We start from the raw sequence: 19675 nt of genomic DNA, 5'->3' as shown, positions 1-19675 counted from the left end.
TCGCACGACGGGGCGTGGCGGGCACTGCCGCCGCCGGTGGAGGTGGCGAGCACGGTGGGCGCGGGCGACGCGTTGGTGGCGGGCGTGCTGGCGGCGCGCCTGGATGGGAGCGACCTGGAGACCTGCGCGCGCCGGGGCACGGCGTTCGCGGCGGGGAAGCTGGCGAGGGTGGGGCCGGTGCCGCCGACACCGGAGCGGGTGGCGGCATTGGTGGGCGCGGTGCGGATGCATCCGTTGGGCAACGCCTGAGACGACGGCACGACAAGGACTCGACGACGATGGCGAAACTGGTGGCGGTCACCGCCTGTCCCACGGGCATCGCGCATACCTTCATGGCGGCGGAGGCGCTGCGCCGCGTGGCGGATCTCAAGGGGCACGACCTCGCGGTGGAGACGCGAGGCGCGGAGGGCGTGCGGACCCCGCTCGACGAAGCGGCGGTGGCGCAGGCGGACGCGGTCATCCTCGCCACGGACATCACCGTGGACGAGTCGCGCTTCGTGGGCAAGCCGTTGGTCCGCACCTCCACGGCGGTGGCCATCCGGGACACCGAGCGCATCATCGACGAGGCCGTGGCCCGCGCCACGCTGCACCGCACCGCCACCGCGGAAGCCGCCGCGCACGGAGTCCCGTCAGCGGATCCTCTCCGTGAGGGCACCGAAGCCACATCGCAGGGCAAGGACGCCCCGCTGCCGCTCGCGGGAACGCCACAGTCTCCGGGCGCTTCGACACGCGCCTCGCAGTTCCCCACGGGAACGCCACGCCAGACCGAGCCGTCCTCGGGGGTTTCCTTCCCACGGCCCCACGGCCTGTTGACGTCCACGCCCTTGTCCCCGTCGGATGTGACGCTGCCCCTCGACGGAGCGTCGCGCCGGACCGACCCCGTGGGCACTCCGACGCGTACGCCTCCGACCTCCACACCCGCCGGCACGCTGGTCGCGGTGACGGCCTGTCCCACGGGCATCGCGCACACCTTCATGGCGGCGGAGGCCCTCACGCGCGCGGCCCGCGCGAAGGGCTACGCCATCCGCGTGGAGACCCAGGGTTCCGTGGGCGCGAAGAACACACTGACGCCGGAGGAGATCGCGCAGGCGGACGCGGTCATCATCGGCGCGGACACGCACGTCTCCACGGAGCGCTTCGTCGGCAAGCGCCTGCTCCAGACCTCCGTGGGTGAAGCGCTGAAGCAGGCGGACCACGTGGTGGAGCAGGCGCTCGCGCTTCCCGAACCGATGAGCGCGACCCGTCCCGTGGCGGCGCCACCGCTCGGCGTGCCCGTAAAGGCCGAACCCGCGGGCGCGTACAAGCACCTGCTCACGGGCGTGTCGTTCATGCTGCCCTTCGTCGTCGCGGGCGGACTCCTGCTGGCGCTGTCGTTCGTGTTCGGCATCGACGCGTACAAGCAGCCCGGCACGCTGCCCGCGGCGCTGAAGGGCATTGGAGACGCGGCGTTCGCGCTGATGGTGCCCGCGCTCGCGGGCTACCTCGCGTACTCCATCGCGGACCGTCCGGGGCTCGCACCGGGGTTCATCGGGGGCATGCTGGCGAACCAGCTCAACGCCGGGTTCCTCGGCGGCATCGCGGCGGGGTTCCTCGCGGGCTACGTGGCGCGCACGCTGCGCGACCGCATCCGGTTGCCCGCGAACCTGGAAGGACTCAAGCCGGTGCTGGTCATCCCGCTGCTCTCCGCGCTCATCGTGGGCCTGCTGATGACGTATGTCATTGGAGCCCCCGTCGCCGCGCTGATGGGGGCGCTCACGCGCTTCCTCACGGGCATGTCCGGAACGAACGCGGTGCTGCTGGGCCTGTTGCTGGGAGCGATGGTGGCCTTCGACACCGGAGGGCCGGTCAACAAGGCGGCCTATGCCTTCGCGGTGGGCCTGCTGGGCTCCAGCACCTTCACGCCAATGGCCGCGGTGATGGTCGCGGGAATGACGCCGCCGCTGGGACTGGCGCTGGCCACGGTGGTCGCGAAGAGCCGCTTCACGCTCCAGGAGCGCGAGGCGGGCAAGGCGGCGGCGGTGCTGGGGCTCGCGTTCATCACGGAGGGCGCCATCCCCTACGCGGCCCGCGATCCGCTGCGCGTCATCCCGTCCATCGTCTTCGGCTCCGCCATCGCGGGAGCGGTGTCCATGGGCTTCGGCTGCGCGCTCCGGGCGCCACACGGCGGCGTCTTCGTGCTCGCCATCCCCAACGCCGTGCAGCCGCTGGGGTACTACGTGCTGGCGCTCGTCGCGGGAACGCTGGCCACCACGCTCGCGCTCATCGTGCTCAAGCGGCCCCTGACCGACACGCCGACGCCGTGAACCTCAAGGCGTGGAGCGCCCGCCAATCTCCGGGAAGCGCTCATACGCACGCTTGAGAGCGTCCAGATGGGCGGGGTTGTCGAGGTCCAGCGGGGCCTCCGTGAGTCGCACCACCCATCCCCCTTTCGCCGTCTGTCGCGAGAACGAAAGCAGCTCAGCGTCCCGCGAGGGGTCCGGGAACCCGAGGATCCGCGCGGTCGCGGGCGACCAGTAGTTCAGCCACCCCAGGAAGCCGGGAATCTCAGGTGAGGGAATCTGGTCAGGGAATTTGAGCGCTGGCAGTCCCCGGGGCGGAGTCACCGGCTTGCGCACCGGATCGGTCGTTTGCCTTGAGATCTCCGCTGCGACGCCGCTGGGCGTCGCATGGCCCCAGAATGAGAGCGCACCTTCCGCCACCCCCTCCAGCACCGCCGGCGCCACCGCGATACCCGCCGTGTCCAGCGGCATCCCCGCATGAACGTCGAGCAGCGCTTGGCCACCCGAGGCATCGTGCGCGCTTGTCTCCAACCCATAGAGGGTGACGGGGTAGCGCTCGTCACCGTTGCACACGAGAGGAAACTTCCCACTTGCCGCCGCCTCGGCCAGCCACACGTCCCGCTGTGGCAAAGCAACGGGCTGCCCCTCCTTGGAGAGCTTCCACTCCATGCGCACGCCGGGGAAGGCCCGCTCCAAGCCCTGGACGACACCAAGAGTGCGCCCATCATTGCCCACGAGTGCAGGCGCATAGACGATGAGAACGAGGGAGCTTCGCGTTGTCATCGTTTGCACTCCGTGACGACGATATTGAGGAGACGCTCCTGTTGCTCGAGCGCGATTTTGTGCGCGGCGCTGCTCACGCCGACGACAAAGCCATATCCACACGTCTCCGCGACTCGTTTCTCGCGCCGCAACTCCTCCACCTGATCGCCGACCACCTGCGCCTGGAGGAAAACACTGTACGCCTCGAAGCGGTCGGTCTTGATCTCCCACAGCACGGGCGCGCCAACCTGCAACGCGTCGAACAGCTTCCCATCCACCAGCACGTCCTTGCCGGGGTAGGCGTTCGGCGGAAACGTATCCGCGCACCAGTTGTGCAACGCATCCCCGCCACGATGTGGCTTCGGAATCGGCTCGCACTCCGGGCGGCGCCGTCCTGAAACCAGCGGCGGCGCGGGCGGCCCAAGACGCGCTCCGGACGGCTCCGGCTGCGTCCGTGCGTCAGGGTCCACCATCACGGTCACCGGAGGCGTCAATCCGACAGGCGCCGGAAGGATGATCGGCTTCGGCCCCGCGAGCGGCATCACCCAGGGCGCCGCCACCTGGTTCAGCGGCGGCGTCGGCTCCGCCGTGGCACAGCCCGCGAACATCAGCAGAAGCATCATCCCCAAGCGCATCCCCCGTCCTTACGGAAGGGGAACTCCTCGGGTCAAGGAGGGCCCTCAGCCCCTGCGCGGCAGGTGCACCCGGAAGGTGGTGCCCATCTCCGCCGTGGACACCACCTCCACATGGCCCCCGTGCGCCAGGGCGATCTGGTTCACGATGAACAGGCCCAGGCCCACGCTGCGGCGCTCGGTGCCCTCCGTGGTGCCCCGGGTCATCGGCTCGAAGAGCACGGGCAGCAGCTCCTTCGGGATGGGCGTGCCCGCGTTGGTCACGCTCAGCACGACCTCCGTGGCCTCTCCGCGCGTCTCCACCTGGATGTGCGCGCTGGGGGCGCTGTACTGCACCGCATTGGTGATGAGGTTGGTCAGCACCTGCGCGACGCGATCAGGATCCCACGTCCCCCTCGCGTTTCCCTCACACACCACGTCCAGCGTGCGTCCCGGGACGGTGAGCTGCACCTCGTCCACCACCTGCTGGGTGATTTCATGCAGGTCCATGGCCTTCGGCTTCACCGGCAACGCCAGGCCCGTGCGCACGTGGGTGAAGTCCAGCAGGTCCAGGATGAGGCGGTTCGCCCGGTCTGACGAATCCAGGATGCGCCGCAGCCCCCGCCGGGCCCGGTCGTCCAGGTCCGTGCGCCGCATCAACGTCGTGGCCGCCAGCGAGATGGCATTGAGCGGGTTGCGCAGGTCATGGCTGACAATGCCCATCAGCTGCTCGCGCAGGAGCGCGGCCTCGTGCGCGCTCAGCAACTGCGTGTCGCGCTCGTTCAGCACCTCTTCCTGCTCCAACTGGTAGCCCACCAGGTCCCCCAGGTGGCGGAAGACCTCCACCTTGTCCTCGGTGAGGTCCGCGGGCTTCGCGTCCAGCGCGCACATCACCCCAAAGAACTCCCCGTTGCGCCGGTACAGCGGCACCGCGATGTAGCTCTCGATGCCGTACATCTTCGGCGCGGGATGGTCCTTGAAGCGCGGATCCTGGCTCGCGTGGCTGACGACCAGCGGCGTCCCCAGGCATTGCACCGTGTTGCAGAACGTCGTGGAGATGACCAGCGTGTCCCCGACCTGCAACCCGAAGTTCATCTGGTCCAGCACCGCGCAGCACGTCCACGACTCCGGCGTCACCCGGGCCACCACCGCCAGCCGCAGGCCCGTGGTCTGGGTCAGCACCCGCAGCACCGTCTTCACCGCGTCGATGCGGCCAATGGCCTCGACGTCCGACATCAGGCTCTTCACGGGGAGGATGTTGGGATTCGCGGGAGGCAGACGGGCCATGGTTTTTTCTCGCGAAACTCAACTCCAGACGGAGCCCGGGCCATGCCCGGCCGATGACGGTGGCGGCCCGACACAACGACCGCCAGCACGCTGCTCCTAGCCGCCAGACAAGCGGCCTTCCAACGCCTCGATGGCCGCGCGGATGTGCGGGGGCACCGGCACCTTCTCGTTCGTCGCATAGCGCAGCGTCACGACGATGGAGCCACCGCGCGTGTACACCACGCCGTCCTCCGCGCCCGTCACCGCGTGCTCGAAGGTGATGGAGGAATTGCCCACGCGCGTGACGCGCGCCCCCGCCACCAGGTTCACCGGAAACACCACCGGCCGCACGTAGTCCGCGTGCGTGTTCGCCAGGATGGGACCAATCCCGTCCACCGTCGTGTCCTTGCCCGCCGCGGACGGCCCCACCAGCCCCACCCGGGCCATGTACGCGATGCGCGCGGACTCGAACCAGGTGAACGTGCGGGCGTTGTTCACGTGCCCGTAGGCGTCCATCTCGCTCCAGTGCACGGGGAAGGGCACGACGACGGGGAAGTCCTTCAGGGGCGCATCCGACATGCCCCCATGCTCGCAAGGACCGTCCCACCAGGGAACGGAAACCATGCCCGCCTGCCCTCCAGGCATCCCGGGCAGACATGCTAAGCCAGGGGTGCATGGCTCTCTGGTCCGCCCTGGCGCCGCTTTTTATTCCGCAGTCCTCCTCCGCTTTGCCGGGTCCCCACCATGGCGGGTGAACCCACGCGGCCTGGAGGGGCCCGTCGCGACGACACGCCCGCGCCCTGGGAGGACCCGGGCCCCCTGCCCTCGCCGCCACACCTCGTGCGCGAGCGGGGCAGCGCCACCGCCACCAAGCCCCAGAAGCACGCGGACATGGTGCGCTGGCTGCATCCCACGCAGGTGCTGCGCACGGGCCTGGACGCGGTGGTGGCCACGGTGTTCGGCGCGCGCGCGGACCACCGGCTCATTGAAGCGGTGGTGCGGCCGCAGGCGCCCTACTTCGACTACTCGGAGGAGGCCGGCGCGGATGGCGACCTGTGGCTCGACTACGTCTCCGACATCGGTGACGGCTGGGACTCCACCTACGCGGTGGCGCGCCTGCTGGCGCTGCCGGAATTGAAGCTGCCGGAGGAGGACGGCAAGACGGTGCACACCACGCCGCGCGGCCGGGTGCTGGTGTTCGGCGGCGATGAAGTCTATCCGGGCGCCAGCCGCGAAACCTACGAGGAGCGCACGGTGCAGCCCTACGAGGCCGCCATGCGCCGCTCGCAGGCGCCCCACCCGGACCTGTTCGTCATCCCGGGCAACCACGACTGGTACGACGGGCTGTCCGCCTTCATGCGGCTGTTCTGCGCGCAGCGGTGGGTGGCGGGTCGCCGCACGCGCCAGAGCCGCAGCTACTTCGCGCTGAAGCTGCCGCACGACTGGTGGCTCATCGGCACGGACGTGCAGCTCAACAGCGACATCGACGTGCCCCAGGTGGAGTACTTCCGCAACGTGGCCGAGCAGATGGGCCCCAAGGACCGCGTCATCCTCTGCAACGCGGAGCCCGCCTGGATTCTCGCGGCGGCCTCGCGGCGCAACAAGGGCAGCTACCTGGAGAACAACCTGGAGTACCTGGAGGAGAAGGTGCTCGGGCGGCGCATCTGCGTGTTCCTCGCGGGCGACCTGCACCACTACCGCCGGCACGAGGACGACACCGGCCAGCACCGCATCACCGCGGGCGGCGGCGGCGCGTTCATGCACCCCACGCACGCGCCCGCGGCCCCCGTGCTGCGCGACGGCTCCACGCTGCGCAAGAGCTTCCCGGACGAAGCCACCTCCCGGAAGCTCGCGCTCAAGAATTTGTTGCTCATCCGCTACAGCCCGCTGTTCGGCCTCATCACCGGCCTGTGGTACCTGCTGCTCGCGCTGGCGGCCTACGCGGAGGTGGGAGGCCTGGGCCTGGCCCAACTGCCGGAGGTGCTGACGGCGGTGGGCAACAGCATGGTCAACCGCCCGTGGACGCTCATCCTCGGGCTGGTGACGGTGGGCGGGCTCACCGGGCTCGCGGACGCGGCGCTCGGCCGGTGGCGCGCGCTGCTGGGAGTCCTGCACGGCGCCGCGCACATCGCGGCGGCGTTCTTCGTGGCGTGGGGAGGCACCTACCTCACGGTGAGCAAGCTGGGCATCTGCCCCACGCTGATGCCAGACGGCGCGCACTGCGTGGACGGGTGGGCGCACCTGGCCGGCAAGTTCCTCTTCTCCTGTGGCTTCACGTTCGTGGGCGGCTTCCTCGTGGGCCCGTTCATCACCGGCCTCTACCTCTGGGTGTGCGTGAACTTCTTCGGCGCGCACTCCAACGAGGCCTTCGGTTCGCTCGCGCTGCCGGATTGGAAGAACTTCCTGCGCATGCGCATTGGCAAGGACGGGGCGCTGACCATCTACCCGGTGGGCCTGGAGCGCGTGCCCCGCAGGTGGAAGCCCACGGGCGCGGGGCCCCTGGCGCCCGCGTTCGACCCGGATGACCCGAAGGCCACCGAGCCGTTCCTCATCGAGCCGCCCATCCGCATCTGAAGCACGGAGGGGCGGCCGACATGCGACGGTGACTACTTCGTGTTGCCGTTCGCCTGCACGTCCGTGAGCGTCGTGACCTTCGCCGTGCTCTGGACGAGGATGCGGTCGAAGTTCACGTACGGGTAGCTGCCGCTCGGATCAATCTCCTCGGTCAGCTCCACCATGTCACCCTCGACGACCTGCGCGGCGGCGCCCAGCTGCGCCAGCTGGAAGTTCGCCCGCTCCACCTGCATGCTCCAGACACAGGCGCCGCTGAGTTCCAGGCGGTGGAAGGTGCGACGGCACGGGACGGTGCAGTAGTTGCAGTTGGCGTAGGTGCACGACGCCATACAGGCGCTGTAGCCCTGGTTCGTGCAGGTCGGCGTGATGCCGCTGATGACCCGGCCCGGCACCTGCGTGACGCCCACGTCGCCGTAGCGCACGCCACTCACGGAGGCCACGCGCTGCCCCTGCGAATACACCGTCGCAGTGTACGTGGACTGGTCCGGCGTCGCCGCCGTGAAGGTGGCCGCATAGGACGTCCGGCCTCCTTCGGTCCGGAGGGTGGCGGTGCTGGCCGCCGCGCCTTCGGACTCACCCGTCAGCACCGTCTGCTCCACGCCCTGGCCCGAGGGCTGGCTGCGGAAGCCCGCGCTCCAGACCGTGGACCCCTCCGTGAAGATGGCCACGCCGTCCTCGGCGGCCCCGTACGGAGACACGACCTGCAGCTCCTTCCCGTTCAGCCTCAGCTGCGCCTTCCCCATCCCACAGTGATTGATGCCATTGAAGGTCACGCACTCCTCGGCCTGCGCCTGCGCGAACGGAAGGGCCACGACGAACAACGCGGCCAGGCTGGACTGGGCAAGACGGTTGAAAAGACGCATGGGGGACTCCGGAGGCGCTCCACGGGTAATCCATGGAAGCGCGCACCGGGTGTCTTCATGCGCCGTGCCATCAATCCGATTTCCAGGTCCTCAGAGGGAAGTGCGTCAAAACGGTGCAAGGCTTTGTAGCGCGTCCGGATACACAGACATGCCGTCAGAGCGAGCGCAGGAAGGTCACGAGCGCCTCACGCTCCCCGCGCTCCAGCCGGGTGAAGCGCTCCTTCGCGCCCGCGGCCTCGCCGCCATGCCACAGAATGGCCTCCTCGAAGGTGCGCGCGCGGCCGTCGTGGAGCATGCGCACCTGGCGGTTGACGGCCTCCAGCAGGCCCAGGCCCCACAGGGGCGGCGTGCGCCACTCGGAGCCGCTGGCCTCCGCGTCGGGCCGGCCGTCCGCGAGTCCCTCGCCCATGTCGTGCAGCAGCAGGTCCGTGAACGGCTGGAGGTCCTGCCGCGACAGCTCCGGGAGGTCGGCCACGTCGCCGGTGCGCAGGGTCGGTCGGTGGCATGTGGCGCAGCCCACCTGCTGGAACAGGGCCTGCCCGCGCACCACCGTGGGGTCGGCCACGTCGCGGCGCGCGGGCACCGCCAGCACGCGCAGATAGAGCGTCACGCTGTCCAGGGCCGCGTCGTCCAGCACGGGCCCCTCCGGCGCCGCCTGTGCGCGGCAGCGGGCCTGCTTCGCGGTGCAGGTGCGCTCCGGGTACAGGGGGGACGTGAGCCCCAGGTCCTCCGAGAAGGCCCGGGCCGCCTGCTGCCGCACCGAGGGCTGGTTGGCCTTCCAGCCGAAGCGGCCCAGGCGCGCAGCTCCCGTGCGCGCGTCGACCACGCGGTTGGGCCGGCCGGAGACGCCGTCCCCGTCGCGGTCGTCCGGATCCGCCAGCGCCAGGATGTCCTCTTCGGGAACGGCCTCCAGCAGGCCCAGGCCGAACACGGGCGAGGAGATGCGCGCCGAGCGCTGCGTGTGCGCGGCGAGCTTGCCGTAGGCCAGCCGGGCCAGTCGCACGTCGGGCCGGCGCACGACATAGCCAGCGCCATCCGGGTACGTGCCGGGAACCTCCGCGTACGCCACCTCCAGCGCGCCCTCCGCGGGCACGCCCGGGATGGACCGGTCGTTGAACTGACCACCGTAGGTCGGCTCGGGGACGCCCCCCGGGACGCGGCGCGACGGCACGCTCAGGCGCACGAGCAGCGGCGCCTCCGTGCCCAGCTCCGCCAGCGGCCGTCCCCGGCCGTCCTTGAAATGACAGCCATTGCACCGGACGGCGTTCGACAGCGGGCCCGCGACCGCCTGGGGTGCCCGGCTCCAGTCCTTCATGAACAGCCGCTTGCCGTCGGCCATCGGCGTCCAGCGGCCCGGGTCCATGTTCGCCAGGGCCCGGCCAAAGGCGTTGTGCGAGGTGTCGTAGACCGTCGTCGCGCCCCCGGAGCGCGCGGCGGGCACCTTCCGCGGGTCCTCCGCCGGGGCCTGGAGGTCCGGCTCCGGAGGAGGCGCCGCGGCCGACAGCAACAGGCCCAGGGCGGCCCCCAGCGACGTCATCCACCAGCGGTTTCGGGAAGAGGGCATGGTTCGCGCGCGGCGGGCACAAGGCCCCCCACGGTGTCACCCTACATGCCGCGTGCCAGAAGCCGGGGCAGCGGTTCCCCGGGCACAATGCCTGTCATGGCGTTCGATGATGCGGTGCGTGTGACATTGAAATCCACAGCCTGCGTCGAAACGTGACTTTCCAGGTTACATGGTCAAAGCTGACCTCAGACGTTCGACCTGGGGGGCAGCCGGGACTCCAGGGCGGCCGCGGCGGGGTCCTCCGCCTCCGCCTCCGCGCTCGCGGCCCGCGACGCATCCTCCAGGAGCGGCGCGATGCCGGGCTGTTTGCGATTGAGCGTCACGTAATCCTGGAGCGCCGCGTCCAGACCCACGTCGCGCTTCGCGCGCTCGGACAGGAACCACTTGTGCTCCAGCACCTGGCAGTAGAGCTCCGCGGTGTCCGCCGCGCGGCCCAGGTCCTTCTGCAGGCGCGACAGCGTGGGGTGGTAGCGCTCGTCCAGCCAGCGGAACGCGGCCACGCTCAGGGGCACGCTTCGGTCCAGCTTGCGCGTCAGCGTGGCCTTCATCTCCTGCATCTCGTTGAGCAGCAGGCTCGCCTGGCGCTCCTCCGCGACGATGCCGGTGAGCGTGTGGAGCTGGTGCCGGTGGTACTCGCGGTCCGTCACGATGGTGCGCATGCGCAGCTGGCTGCCCTGCCCGTTCGCCAGCAGCTCCACCTCGCCCACGGAGAAGCCCAGGTCGTTGAGCGTGCGGATGCGCTCGTGGATTCGGTAGCTCTCGTGCGGCTGGAGGATGAGCTCACGGTTGATTTCAGCCCACAGCCGCTCATAGCGCTGGCGGATGCTGGTGGCGGTCTCCTGCCAGTCCTCCAGCTCCTCGGGCAGCGCCACGCGCGCGGCCAGGTCCGCGAGTCCCCCCGCGACGTTCTCCTCCATGATCTGCAGGTCCATCTCCCGCTGGCCGGAGGAGAGCTGTTCGTGCAGCTCGGACGTCTCCGCGTCCACCGCGTACGCCTGCAATTCGCCCGCGTCGCGGCGAAAGAGCACGTTGGAGAGCGAGCAGTCGCCCCAGAAGAAGCCGCCCAGGTGCAGGCGCACCAGCAGGCCCGCCATCGCGTCCAGCAGCCGCGAACGGTAGCGCTCCAGGCCCTGGTGCATGAACAGCGCGCGGTACGGCAGCGACGAGGCCAGGTATTGCGTGATGAGCACCCCGGGGCGGTCATCCGGCGCGGAGGACTCGCCACCCGCCTCCGTCTGGACCGCCAGCCCCACGGGGACCACCGACGGCAGCCGGCGCTCCTCCAGGCCGCGCAACAGGTCATACTCGCGCTGGGCCACGCGCGCGGGCGTCTCCTTGAAGGCGTAGATGGTGGCGCCGTAGCTGACGAACACCACCACGTGCCGGGACAGACCGCGCGGCACCTCCACCACCCGGGGTGAACGCTCCGGCCACGCCTCCAGGGGCAGCTCCCATGGCAGGTCGAGGAAGTCCGGGTGTCCCTGTCGGATGTGCAGGGAGTGGAGGCGGCGCACGGGGTGGGACATGGCGGCCACAAGCCTACTGTCCTGGGGAGCGCGCTTCACGCGGCGCGGGCGCTGGCCGGGGTGGAACGTTCGCTGTTAGAGCTAGGGACCATGCGTCCCCTCCGCGGCCTCTCCCTGTTCAGCGCGGCCCTGCTGTCGGCTTGCGCGCGCTCCTCGCCCCCGCCCACCGTCTCTCCGCCCGCGCCGGGCACCGTGACGCTCGCCGCGCCCGCGGGTGATGGTTGGTACCGGGGCGCGGTGTTCTATGAAGTCTTCGTCCGCAGCTTCCAGGACTCCAACGGCGACGGCGTGGGCGACCTGCCGGGGCTCATCTCGCGGCTGGACTACCTGAACGACGGCAATCCGGCGACGACGGACGACCTGGGCGTGGACGCGCTGTGGTTGATGCCGGTGTTCGCGTCGCCCAGCTACCACGGCTACGACGTCGTCGATTACGAGCGCATCCAGCCCGCGTACGGCACGCTGGAGGACCTGCAGAAGCTGTGTGACGAAGCGCACCGCCGGGGCATGCGCGTCATCCTGGACTTCGTCATCAATCACAGCAGCTCCGCGCACCCGTGGTTCGTGGAGTCGGCGTCGTCACCGCAGTCGGCGAAGCGGGACTGGTATCAGTGGCGGGCCAACAACCCGGCGTGGAAGCAGCCGTGGGACCCCGCCTTCTCGCAGACGGACACGTGGCACGAGCGCAACGGCGCCTGGTACTACGGCGTGTTCTGGAGCGGGATGCCGGACCTCAACCTCCAGACGGTCGCGGTGCGCGAGGAGGTCAAGCGCCTGGCCACGGTGTGGCTGTCGCGGGGCGTGGACGGCTTCCGGCTGGACGCGGCCCGCTACCTCATCGAGACGGGCGGCGGCGCCGGACAGTCGGACACGGCGGAGACGCACGCGTTCTGGAAGGAGTTCGCCGCGCACGTGCGCTCGGTGAAGCCGGACGCAGTGCTGGTGGGGGAGAACTGGAGCGAGACCCCGTCGGTGGCGAAGTACTACGGCTCCACGGCGCAGGTGCCGGGCGGGGACGAGCTGCCCATCAACTTCAACTTCCCGCTGTCGGAGCGGGTGCTCGCGGGCATCAACGCGGGCAACGCCGGGGGCGTGGCGTCGAAGTTCCTGGAGATGCGCAACAACTACCCGGCCGGGGTGGTGGATGCGCCCTTCCTCACCAACCACGACATGGTGCGCGTGGCGACACAGTTCTCCGGTGACACCTCGAAGCTGGGGCTGGCGGCGGCGGTGCTGCTGACGCTGCCGGGCGCGCCATTCCTCTACTACGGCGAAGAGGTGGGGCTGGGCAACGGCGCGGCCAACAACGACGAGTCCAAGCGCACGCCGATGCCGTGGACGTCCGCGGCGGGCGGAGGCTTCACCACGGGCTCGCCGTGGTACGGCTTCTCCAGCGGGAAGGACACGGCCAACGTGGAGACGCAGAAGGCCGCGCCGGGCTCGCTGTTGTCGCGCTACAAGGCGCTGCTGCGCGCACGGCAGGGTTCGGAGGCGCTGCGCACGGGCGACCTGCGCCTCTTCACACCGACGACAGGCCCGTCCACCACGCTCGCGTTCGTGCGCACGGTGGACGACGAGCGGGTGCTGGTGGTGCACAACTTCTCCAACGCGCAGGTCACGGCAGGGCCTTTCGACGTGGAGGGCACGGCGGTGGAGCCCCTGTTCACGGACACTGGCGTGTCGCCGCCCACGGGGGGCTCGGGGGCCTGGAAGACGACCGTGCCCGCGCGCGGCACCGGCATCTGGCGGGTGCAGTAGGCACGTTCCGTCAGACGACGGGCTGTCGCCAGGAGCGGGAGACATGGCCGTCTCCCGCTTCGGTGAAGCGCCGCGCCAGCTCCGCCGCGCCGCCCCGGCCCTGCTGGAGCATCCACTTCAGCTCCGACGGGAGCAGCGCCTTCACGGTCACCAGCCGCACGTCGCCTCCGGGCACCGGGAAGCGCGCGGGCAGGGAGTCCGTCGCCATGCCCAGCAGCACCGCCGCGCGCCCTTCCTGGGTGAGCAGTGTTTCGGGCAGGTGCGTCCCGGCCACCTCCATGGACAGGGTTCCGCGCTCCAGCGCGCCGCGCAGCTTCTCGTGGCCCGCAAGCTCGTTGCCCACGCGTTCGAGCAACTGCACCAGCCAGCTCTTCTCCAGGTCCGGCAACGCCTCCGGTGTCTCCATGGCGAGCTCGAACCCGAAGCCCGCGGTGGGCCGGTCCAGGATGTCCGCGAAGGGGGCGGACAGGCCGTCCGTCACCACCAGCGTGTTTCCTGAGGGACGGCGGATGACCCGCCACGCCTGGCTTCCCGCGGGCCAGTCACCTCCGAGGACCATGGAGATAACGGACCCCGCCTCCAGCGTGCCCAGCCCACGCCAGAAAGACTCACGGGCAGCTTGCGCCTGATCCCACAGTTCACGGCGCTTCTTCGTCTCCGCGCGCATCACGGGGTCGACGGTGCTGGGACCGGTCACCTCCTTGAACTTCGCACCCGTGATGCCTGCGCGTTCCATCGCCTCCTTGATGTCCTCGGACACAATGAGAGCGACATCCCATTCCGAGGGACGGAACACCTTCGCATCGCCCACCTTCGACGGGTCGATGCGCATCCCGTAGAGCGAAAAAAAGGTTCCAACCTTCTCCGGGAAGCCGTCCTCTTCCTTCCAGTAATTCACCTCCTCCGAGGCTTCGACGTCGACGCAGGCAATCGCGCGGGTGGCATTGAGAATGAAGTACGGACCGGAGTGGGAGTCGACCTCGACAGGAATCAGCTCCACGCCCTCAGGAGCCAGCTCCTTGAAGAGGGACGCCACTCTGGCATGGACGACGGGAGTGCCAAATGCAGCGTGCGAGAAGTCGCGCGCCTTCCCCTCGAGACTCAGAGGAAAGCGGACTTGCCCCGTGAAGTGCGCCAGTGCCCCTCTTGTGAACTGCCAGGGATCATCGAGTTCTCGTCCCTCAGAGTCCAGGGGATGTCCCAGGCACCAGAAGCCTTCAGCTACATCTTCGGCAAGATCAAAGTATCGCACTGCCATGGAGCACCTTCTGCGTCACTCACCGCCCGTAATCAACCGATTCAACTTGGTATTCGGCGCGCGGATCTCCTTGGCGAGCCCCTCCAGTGCCTTCGTCAGCGCCGCCCTACATCGCTCCGTGGAGCTGCAATCTTTCGTCAGCCGATTCAAGGTCCGCAAGACCTCCTCGTGGTACTCCCGAGGGTGAGGCCCTTTGTGCCCTGGAACCCGCACTTTGTTCGCCGGATCATCGAGAGACATGCCTGCCTTGTCGAAGATCTTCTGGAACTGCGGAGACCACGGCCCACCACGGTTCGTAGCGCTCCACCACTTGTTCGAAGCGATGTGGTGCTCATGTCCCTCGCCATCCACACCACTCGCGACAGGAGGGCCCCCTTCTTCCCGCGCCGCCATCGCCATCGCGGTCGGCGCCAGGGCCAGGGTGATGACCCCATCCGTGGCCACCGCCACCGACTCCACCTGCGCCACCGCACCCAACCGCACCCCGGCCTGCTCCGCCGCCACCACCGCGGCCTGTCCTGAGCCCGGCAGCACCGGCACCTTCGAGGCCAGCGTCTGCGCCGTGCTGCCCACCGCCGCCGTGGCCAGCATCACGAAGGCCCGCGCCGCGTTCTCTCCCAGCACCTCCCCGTACTGCTCCCCCGCGTCGCGCACTTCATCGAAGCTCCTCGCCCCCCTCACCTGCTCGGACAGCACCCTCCATCCACGGATGAGGTCCAACACCGTGTCGATGCCCAGGTAGCCAATCAGCACCACCGTCATCACCGCCGCGACCCCCTTCGACACCGGCTCCGGCAATGCCCACAGGCACAGGTACACCGTCCCCGTCGCCACGACGGTGGCGAGCACCGCCTCCCGGTTCGTCATCCCCACCAGCGCCTCGGCCGTCTCCTCCCACACCGAATCCAACGCGATGGCGAACGCCAGCGTGCGCCGGGCGTCCTCATCCAGCGTCGGCCCCAGTTCCAGCAACTGGAGACAGTCACCAGGCGTCTGCTTGCGCTGACACCACCGTCCGTAGGCGCGCGCCAGCTCCGCGTCCGCGCCGTCCTCCTCCCCCAACAGTCGCAAGCGTGGAGGCTCCTCCACGGACACCAATCCCAGGCGCCCCCGGACCCGCGAGTACGCCTTCGAAGAGAAGGAGCCCGCGAACAGCCGGTACGCCTCTTCCCTCGGGCGCACGGACACCGGCGCATCCTCCGCCAGCGTCTTCACCGCCTCCGCGAACGCGTCCTCCTCCAACACCCCCGGAGCGCTCTCCGCCCGTGGCGAGTGGACGACAGCCGCGCCCCGTCCCGTGTCCAGGCGCACGACGCGCGCCGCCGAACACCCCGTGCCCAGCAGCACCAGCACCACCGCGACGGCCCAGCTCCGACACAAGGACATGGACGCATCCTGTGCACGCCAACTGCACGACAGCCACGCCCCTCACGCAGAGAGCAGTAGCGCGTCGGCATGCGTGCATCCGCCCAAACACATCCGACAATACGAGGACGCAGCGCGGGACGTACCGCATCCGACCGCGAACATCAGGGCACGGAACCGCCCGCATCCCCCGTCCCCGCATCCTCCCCCGTCGGAGCCACCTCAAGCACGCCCGCGTCCACGGTCCCCGCATCCGGTTCCGGAATCACCGCCGGAGCCGCCTTACGCCCTGAAGGCACCACCATCGTCCACGCCGGCTTCGCGGCCCCCAGCACCGCCTCCTGCGTTTCACCCGGAGGCACCAGCAGGTCCACCACCGGCGACTGTGAAGGGTCGCCCTTGCGGCCCCCGCCGAAGCGGTCGTTGACCGGCTCGCCCGGCGCGATGCCCATCGCCATCAGCCTCGGGCCCCCTTCGGTGACGCCGCCGAACATCCCGCCCAGCGCCACCCGCCGGTCGATGGACGCCCCCGTCACCGCGACGCCGTAACCCCAGCCCGGCTGCGCGTGCTTGCCCAGGAAGCGGTCCGGTACCTGGAACATCACCGTGCGGCCACTCACCTGGATGACGGTGGGAAAGAACACCTTCGCCTCCAGGTCCTGTTCGGCCGCCGCGTTCAGCTCCGTCTCCACCTTGCCGCCGATGGGGCCCGTCTTCTCCTGGTACTCGCGCAGCGCCGTCTCGCGCCAGTGCTTGCGCAGCATCTCGCGCGCTTCATACGGACGCGGCGTCAGCACCACCACCTTCTCCCAGGCGGAGTCCGGCGCCAGCGTGAGCGCACGCCCCGGCAGCGTGTCCGTGCGGCCGGAGCCCGGCACCCCGTCCGTGTCCAGGTAGAGGTCCACGTTGAACGTGTAGAAGCCGTGCCGCGCCCGGTCCGCCACCGTGGAGCCGCCAATGTCCACCGCCTGCGCGCGCGACGGCTTCGCGATGGGGTGCGCGAACGTCACCTCGAAGCGCGTCGCCTCGCCGTCCGCGAACGCCGCCACCGACACCACGTCCAGGTCGCCCCGCCCCAGGTCGGTCCGGCGCGGATAGACCAGCTCCCCATCACCATGGTCGTCCCCCACCGGGTCCTCCATGCGGAAGAGCAGCGAGTCCTCGTGCGTGCGCGCCCCCGAACACGCGGCCAGGGTGGAGGCGAGCAGGAACGCGGACAGGCCGCGGCGGCGCAGGAGCACGGGACACCTCGAGCACGAAGGGGGAACGACCCTCGGAGGTGTATCGCGCGGTGCCCCAAACGCAAGGAGCCCGGAGTGCCTGTCCTGAAGGCGCCCCGGGCTCCATCGCCTCCCACGGAAAGCCCGTCAGGGCCTCCGGGGAGCGAGCGCGACTAGAACTGCGCCTTCATGAACGCCTTGACGCGCATGTGGTCGAAGTTGCGCTCTTCCAGGCTGTTCCAACCGCCGTTGCGGCCGGTGAAGCCACGCGAGCCCACCGCCACGTTGTGGCCCTTGGCGATGTCCTCATCCGCGTACTGCACCACGTAGCCGTCGCCAAAGTCGGGACGGAAGGTGCCGAACGCGTACTGGCCCTCCAGACCGAACTCCACGCCGGACAGGATGTAGCGCGCCTTCACGAGGACCTGGTTCTTGTTGTGCTTGCCGGACGCCATCTCGTGGTTGCTGTACGCCTGGAACGCCGTGTTGCCGTCCAGCAGGTCCGCGAAGAACTTGGAGTAGCTGGCGGACAGGTACAGGTCGTCCGTGAACTGGTAGCCAGCGCCCGCCGTGAACGTCGTGTAGTCCAGCACCCGGTCGTCGTCCGCGATGTTGTCGAACGGCTTGAACTGGTAGCCCGAGTCACCCTGGCTGTTGGTGATGACGTTCGGGTTGCCATACAGGCCGGAGGTGCTGTTGCCCGGGCTGTACTCGTTGACGAGCGAGTTGTCGCACGCCACCAGGCCGCCGGCGCACGCACCCTGCTGGAACGGCAGGAAGCGCGGGTCGTTCAGGCGCTTGTCGTTCTCATGGATGTACTTGAACTTGCCGAACACATCGATGCCCTTGAGCACGTCCACGACGTACTTGGCGCGCAGCGCGATGAGGTGCGTGCGCTTGTCCTGGAAGGGCTGGTAGGCCGTGCGGTAGTTGTGGCCCACGCCGGAGTCCAGCTCCGTGCCCGGATACTGGCTGTCGCCCAGCGGCTTGTCCGCGCTGCCGTACGCCTGCCAGTTGGTGTTGTAGGTGATGAAGGAATACTCACCCCCGACCTCCAGCGCGCCGTTCGTGTAGACCGGGTTCGCCGTCGCGCCCTTCCAGCCGATCGCCGTCTCCGCGAAGGGCTCGTCGAAGTCCGTGAAGTCGTTGTCCACGTTGATGGTCGCCACCTGCTGCGACTCGCTGGACCAGCCGCCGTAGCCGATGCGCGTGGGGTTGCCGCTGTAGCTGCCGTAGGAGGCGTTGGACGGGCCGGGGAACGCGAAGCTGCCGTCGTGGCCTTCCGTCAGGAGCACGTCGGCTTCACGGCGGCTGGCCATCACCGCCACGTAGTCCGAACCGATGCTGAAGAGCTGGAAGTTCAGCGACAGGCCCACGTCCAGCGGGTCGTTGAGCGACGCGTTCAGCATGTACGTCTGGTCCGTGTGGTGACCGGCCAGCACCGCGCTGTAGCCACCGACGCCAAAGCTCTTCGGCGACAGGATGGGGTCCGCGTTCGAGTACGACGTGTACGCGGCCGCGCGCACGTCCAGCCACGAACCCATGTGCAGGCCGGCCTTCAGGCCGCCCACGCCGTTGCGGTAGCGCGGCGTCAGGTCACGCCCGTCGTCCAGGTTCGTGTCGTCCGCGCGGATCTCCTGGTCGTTCGCGTACTGGAAGATGCCGCCGATGTCGAACAGCTCCGTCGGGGTGTACTTCGCCTGGAAGCCGTACGCCGCGTCACGCGCGTGGAAGGCGCCCGTGCTGAAGTTCGGGCCGGCCCAGAGGCGGGGCAGCGAGATGCGCGCCGCGTCCCAGGTGATCTTCCGGTCCAGGTTGGAGCCCTGCACCATGATGGCCGCCGCGTTGTCGCGGTCGATGTAGCGCACCCGGCCGATGACGAACGGGTCGAACTGGCCCAGGTCCGTCGCGCCGATGAGCGCCGAGTCGATGAGGTAGCCCGGACGCAGCGTCACCGACATGCCGCGCAGCTTGATGTACTGGTTGGAGCGCGGATCGAACTCGCCGCAGTCACCCGCGATGCAGGGCCCCGCCGCGTTGCCGCCGAAGCCGCCGAAGTTCGTCCAGAAGTTCTGGTTGAAGCGGCTGTGGATGCGGCCGTTGACCTCCACCTGCGGGGAGATCTTCGCGTTGAGGAGCAGTTCCAGCTCCGTGCCGATACCGTTGTCGCCGTAGCCCTCACCGGGCACCGTGGAGAAGTTGTAGAGCGCGCCCTGGTCCCGCTGGTTGCCCCAGAGGTACTTGGTATAGGTCGTGCCACCAATGGTGAGCTTGGGGCCGCTGTCCTGCGCCATGACCGCCCCGGGAACCAGGCCGGCCGCCACGGAGAGCACACACGCTCCCCGCACCACATTCGTACGAATCTTCATGATGTTCGGAAAACCCTTCTCGAAAACGTGAGTCTGAGGGGGGTCATCCCCTCTCCCGGGGCGCCGCGGGTTCGCCGCGGCAGCCCTCCCCGTGTTGCATCAAACCTTGAAACAGACTGTTTTTGAACAGTCCGCCAGTTACTTCGTCGGCGTAGCGGTCGTCGGCGCCGGAGTCGGGGCCACGGTCGTTCCAGCCGGAGCGGCCGGCGCGGGCGCGGGCGCCGGGACCGGCGTCGCGGCGGCCGGGGCCTCCGCGGGGG

Annotated in this window: 15 protein-coding genes; 4 read left to right on the top strand and 11 right to left on the bottom strand. The window is 69.5% G+C overall.

The features are described 5' to 3' along the window. A partial coding sequence (locus D7X74_RS25540) for a PfkB family carbohydrate kinase (protein ID WP_233602251.1) occupies positions 1-249 on the top strand: 249 nt, incomplete at its 5' end. Between the two features lie 29 nt (positions 250-278). Then, on the top strand, positions 279-2303 hold the full coding sequence (locus tag D7X74_RS25535; RefSeq protein WP_199741893.1) for a PTS fructose-like transporter subunit IIB: 2025 nt from the start codon (positions 279-281) through the stop codon (positions 2301-2303). Between the two features lie 3 nt (positions 2304-2306). Here the strand turns inward: D7X74_RS25535 and D7X74_RS25530 are convergent, their stop codons facing one another. The 4 genes from D7X74_RS25530 to D7X74_RS25515 all read right to left on the bottom strand — a co-directional run bounded on the left by D7X74_RS25530 (position 2307) and on the right by D7X74_RS25515 (position 5497). Then, positions 2307-3062 carry a DUF5953 family protein gene (locus tag D7X74_RS25530; RefSeq protein ID WP_120535611.1) on the bottom strand — a complete coding sequence of 252 codons (756 nt, stop codon included), beginning with the start codon at positions 3060-3062 and terminating at the stop codon, positions 2307-2309. Then, positions 3059-3664 carry a DUF6310 domain-containing protein gene (locus D7X74_RS25525; protein ID WP_233602250.1) on the bottom strand — a complete coding sequence of 202 codons (606 nt, stop codon included), beginning with the start codon at positions 3662-3664 and terminating at the stop codon, positions 3059-3061. Before D7X74_RS25525 ends, D7X74_RS25530 begins: the two co-directional genes overlap by 4 nt. Positions 3665-3721: 57 nt before the next feature. Then, positions 3722-4939 carry a GAF domain-containing sensor histidine kinase gene (locus tag D7X74_RS25520; RefSeq protein ID WP_120535610.1) on the bottom strand — a complete coding sequence of 406 codons (1218 nt, stop codon included), beginning with the start codon at positions 4937-4939 and terminating at the stop codon, positions 3722-3724. A gap of 96 nt (positions 4940-5035) precedes the next feature. After that, complete coding sequence (locus tag D7X74_RS25515) at positions 5036-5497, bottom strand: thioesterase family protein (protein WP_120535609.1); 462 nt, start codon at positions 5495-5497, stop codon at positions 5036-5038. A 165-nt stretch (positions 5498-5662) separates the two neighbouring features. Between D7X74_RS25515 and D7X74_RS25510 the strand changes: the two genes are divergently transcribed. Beyond that, positions 5663-7492 (top strand): metallophosphoesterase, encoded by a 1830-nt coding sequence (locus D7X74_RS25510; RefSeq protein WP_199741892.1) that lies wholly within the window; start codon positions 5663-5665, stop codon positions 7490-7492. A 32-nt stretch (positions 7493-7524) separates the two neighbouring features. On the opposite strand, the gene D7X74_RS25505 is transcribed toward D7X74_RS25510, so the two are convergent. The 3 genes from D7X74_RS25505 to D7X74_RS25495 all read right to left on the bottom strand — a co-directional run bounded on the left by D7X74_RS25505 (position 7525) and on the right by D7X74_RS25495 (position 11445). After that, positions 7525-8355, bottom strand: a complete 831-nt coding sequence (locus tag D7X74_RS25505) for a hypothetical protein (RefSeq protein ID WP_120535608.1) — start codon at positions 8353-8355, stop codon at positions 7525-7527. A gap of 154 nt (positions 8356-8509) precedes the next feature. Next, positions 8510-9919: a di-heme oxidoredictase family protein gene (locus tag D7X74_RS25500; RefSeq protein ID WP_233602249.1), complete on the bottom strand. Its 1410-nt coding sequence runs from the start codon at positions 9917-9919 to the stop codon at positions 8510-8512. A 185-nt stretch (positions 9920-10104) separates the two neighbouring features. Next, entirely contained in the window at positions 10105-11445 is a 1341-nt protein-coding gene (locus D7X74_RS25495) for a DUF4032 domain-containing protein (RefSeq protein ID WP_120535606.1), read from the bottom strand. A 90-nt stretch (positions 11446-11535) separates the two neighbouring features. Here D7X74_RS25495 and D7X74_RS25490 point away from each other — a divergent pair, with 90 nt between their 5' ends. After that, positions 11536-13203 carry an alpha-amylase family glycosyl hydrolase gene (locus D7X74_RS25490; protein ID WP_120535605.1) on the top strand — a complete coding sequence of 556 codons (1668 nt, stop codon included), beginning with the start codon at positions 11536-11538 and terminating at the stop codon, positions 13201-13203. Positions 13204-13213: 10 nt separating this feature from the next. Here the strand turns inward: D7X74_RS25490 and D7X74_RS25485 are convergent, their stop codons facing one another. From D7X74_RS25485 to D7X74_RS25470, 4 genes are all read right to left on the bottom strand, one after another. Further along, the gene (locus D7X74_RS25485) at positions 13214-14461 is read right to left on the bottom strand and encodes an imm11 family protein (protein ID WP_120535604.1); all 1248 of its coding nucleotides are present in this window, start codon (positions 14459-14461) and stop codon (positions 13214-13216) included. A 15-nt stretch (positions 14462-14476) separates the two neighbouring features. Continuing rightward, positions 14477-15847: an AHH domain-containing protein gene (locus tag D7X74_RS25480; RefSeq protein ID WP_120535603.1), complete on the bottom strand. Its 1371-nt coding sequence runs from the start codon at positions 15845-15847 to the stop codon at positions 14477-14479. Between the two features lie 143 nt (positions 15848-15990). Next, positions 15991-17067, bottom strand: a complete 1077-nt coding sequence (locus D7X74_RS25475) for a glucodextranase DOMON-like domain-containing protein (RefSeq protein ID WP_120535602.1) — start codon at positions 17065-17067, stop codon at positions 15991-15993. A gap of 152 nt (positions 17068-17219) precedes the next feature. Further along, complete coding sequence (locus tag D7X74_RS25470; protein ID WP_147444321.1) at positions 17220-19415, bottom strand: hypothetical protein; 2196 nt, start codon at positions 19413-19415, stop codon at positions 17220-17222. Between the last annotated feature and the right edge of the window lie 260 nt (positions 19416-19675).

This window comes from Corallococcus sp. CA047B, assembly GCF_003612065.1.
GTDB classification, from domain to species: domain Bacteria; phylum Myxococcota; class Myxococcia; order Myxococcales; family Myxococcaceae; genus Corallococcus; species Corallococcus praedator.
This window is presented reverse-complemented; position numbering and strand designations above follow the sequence as displayed.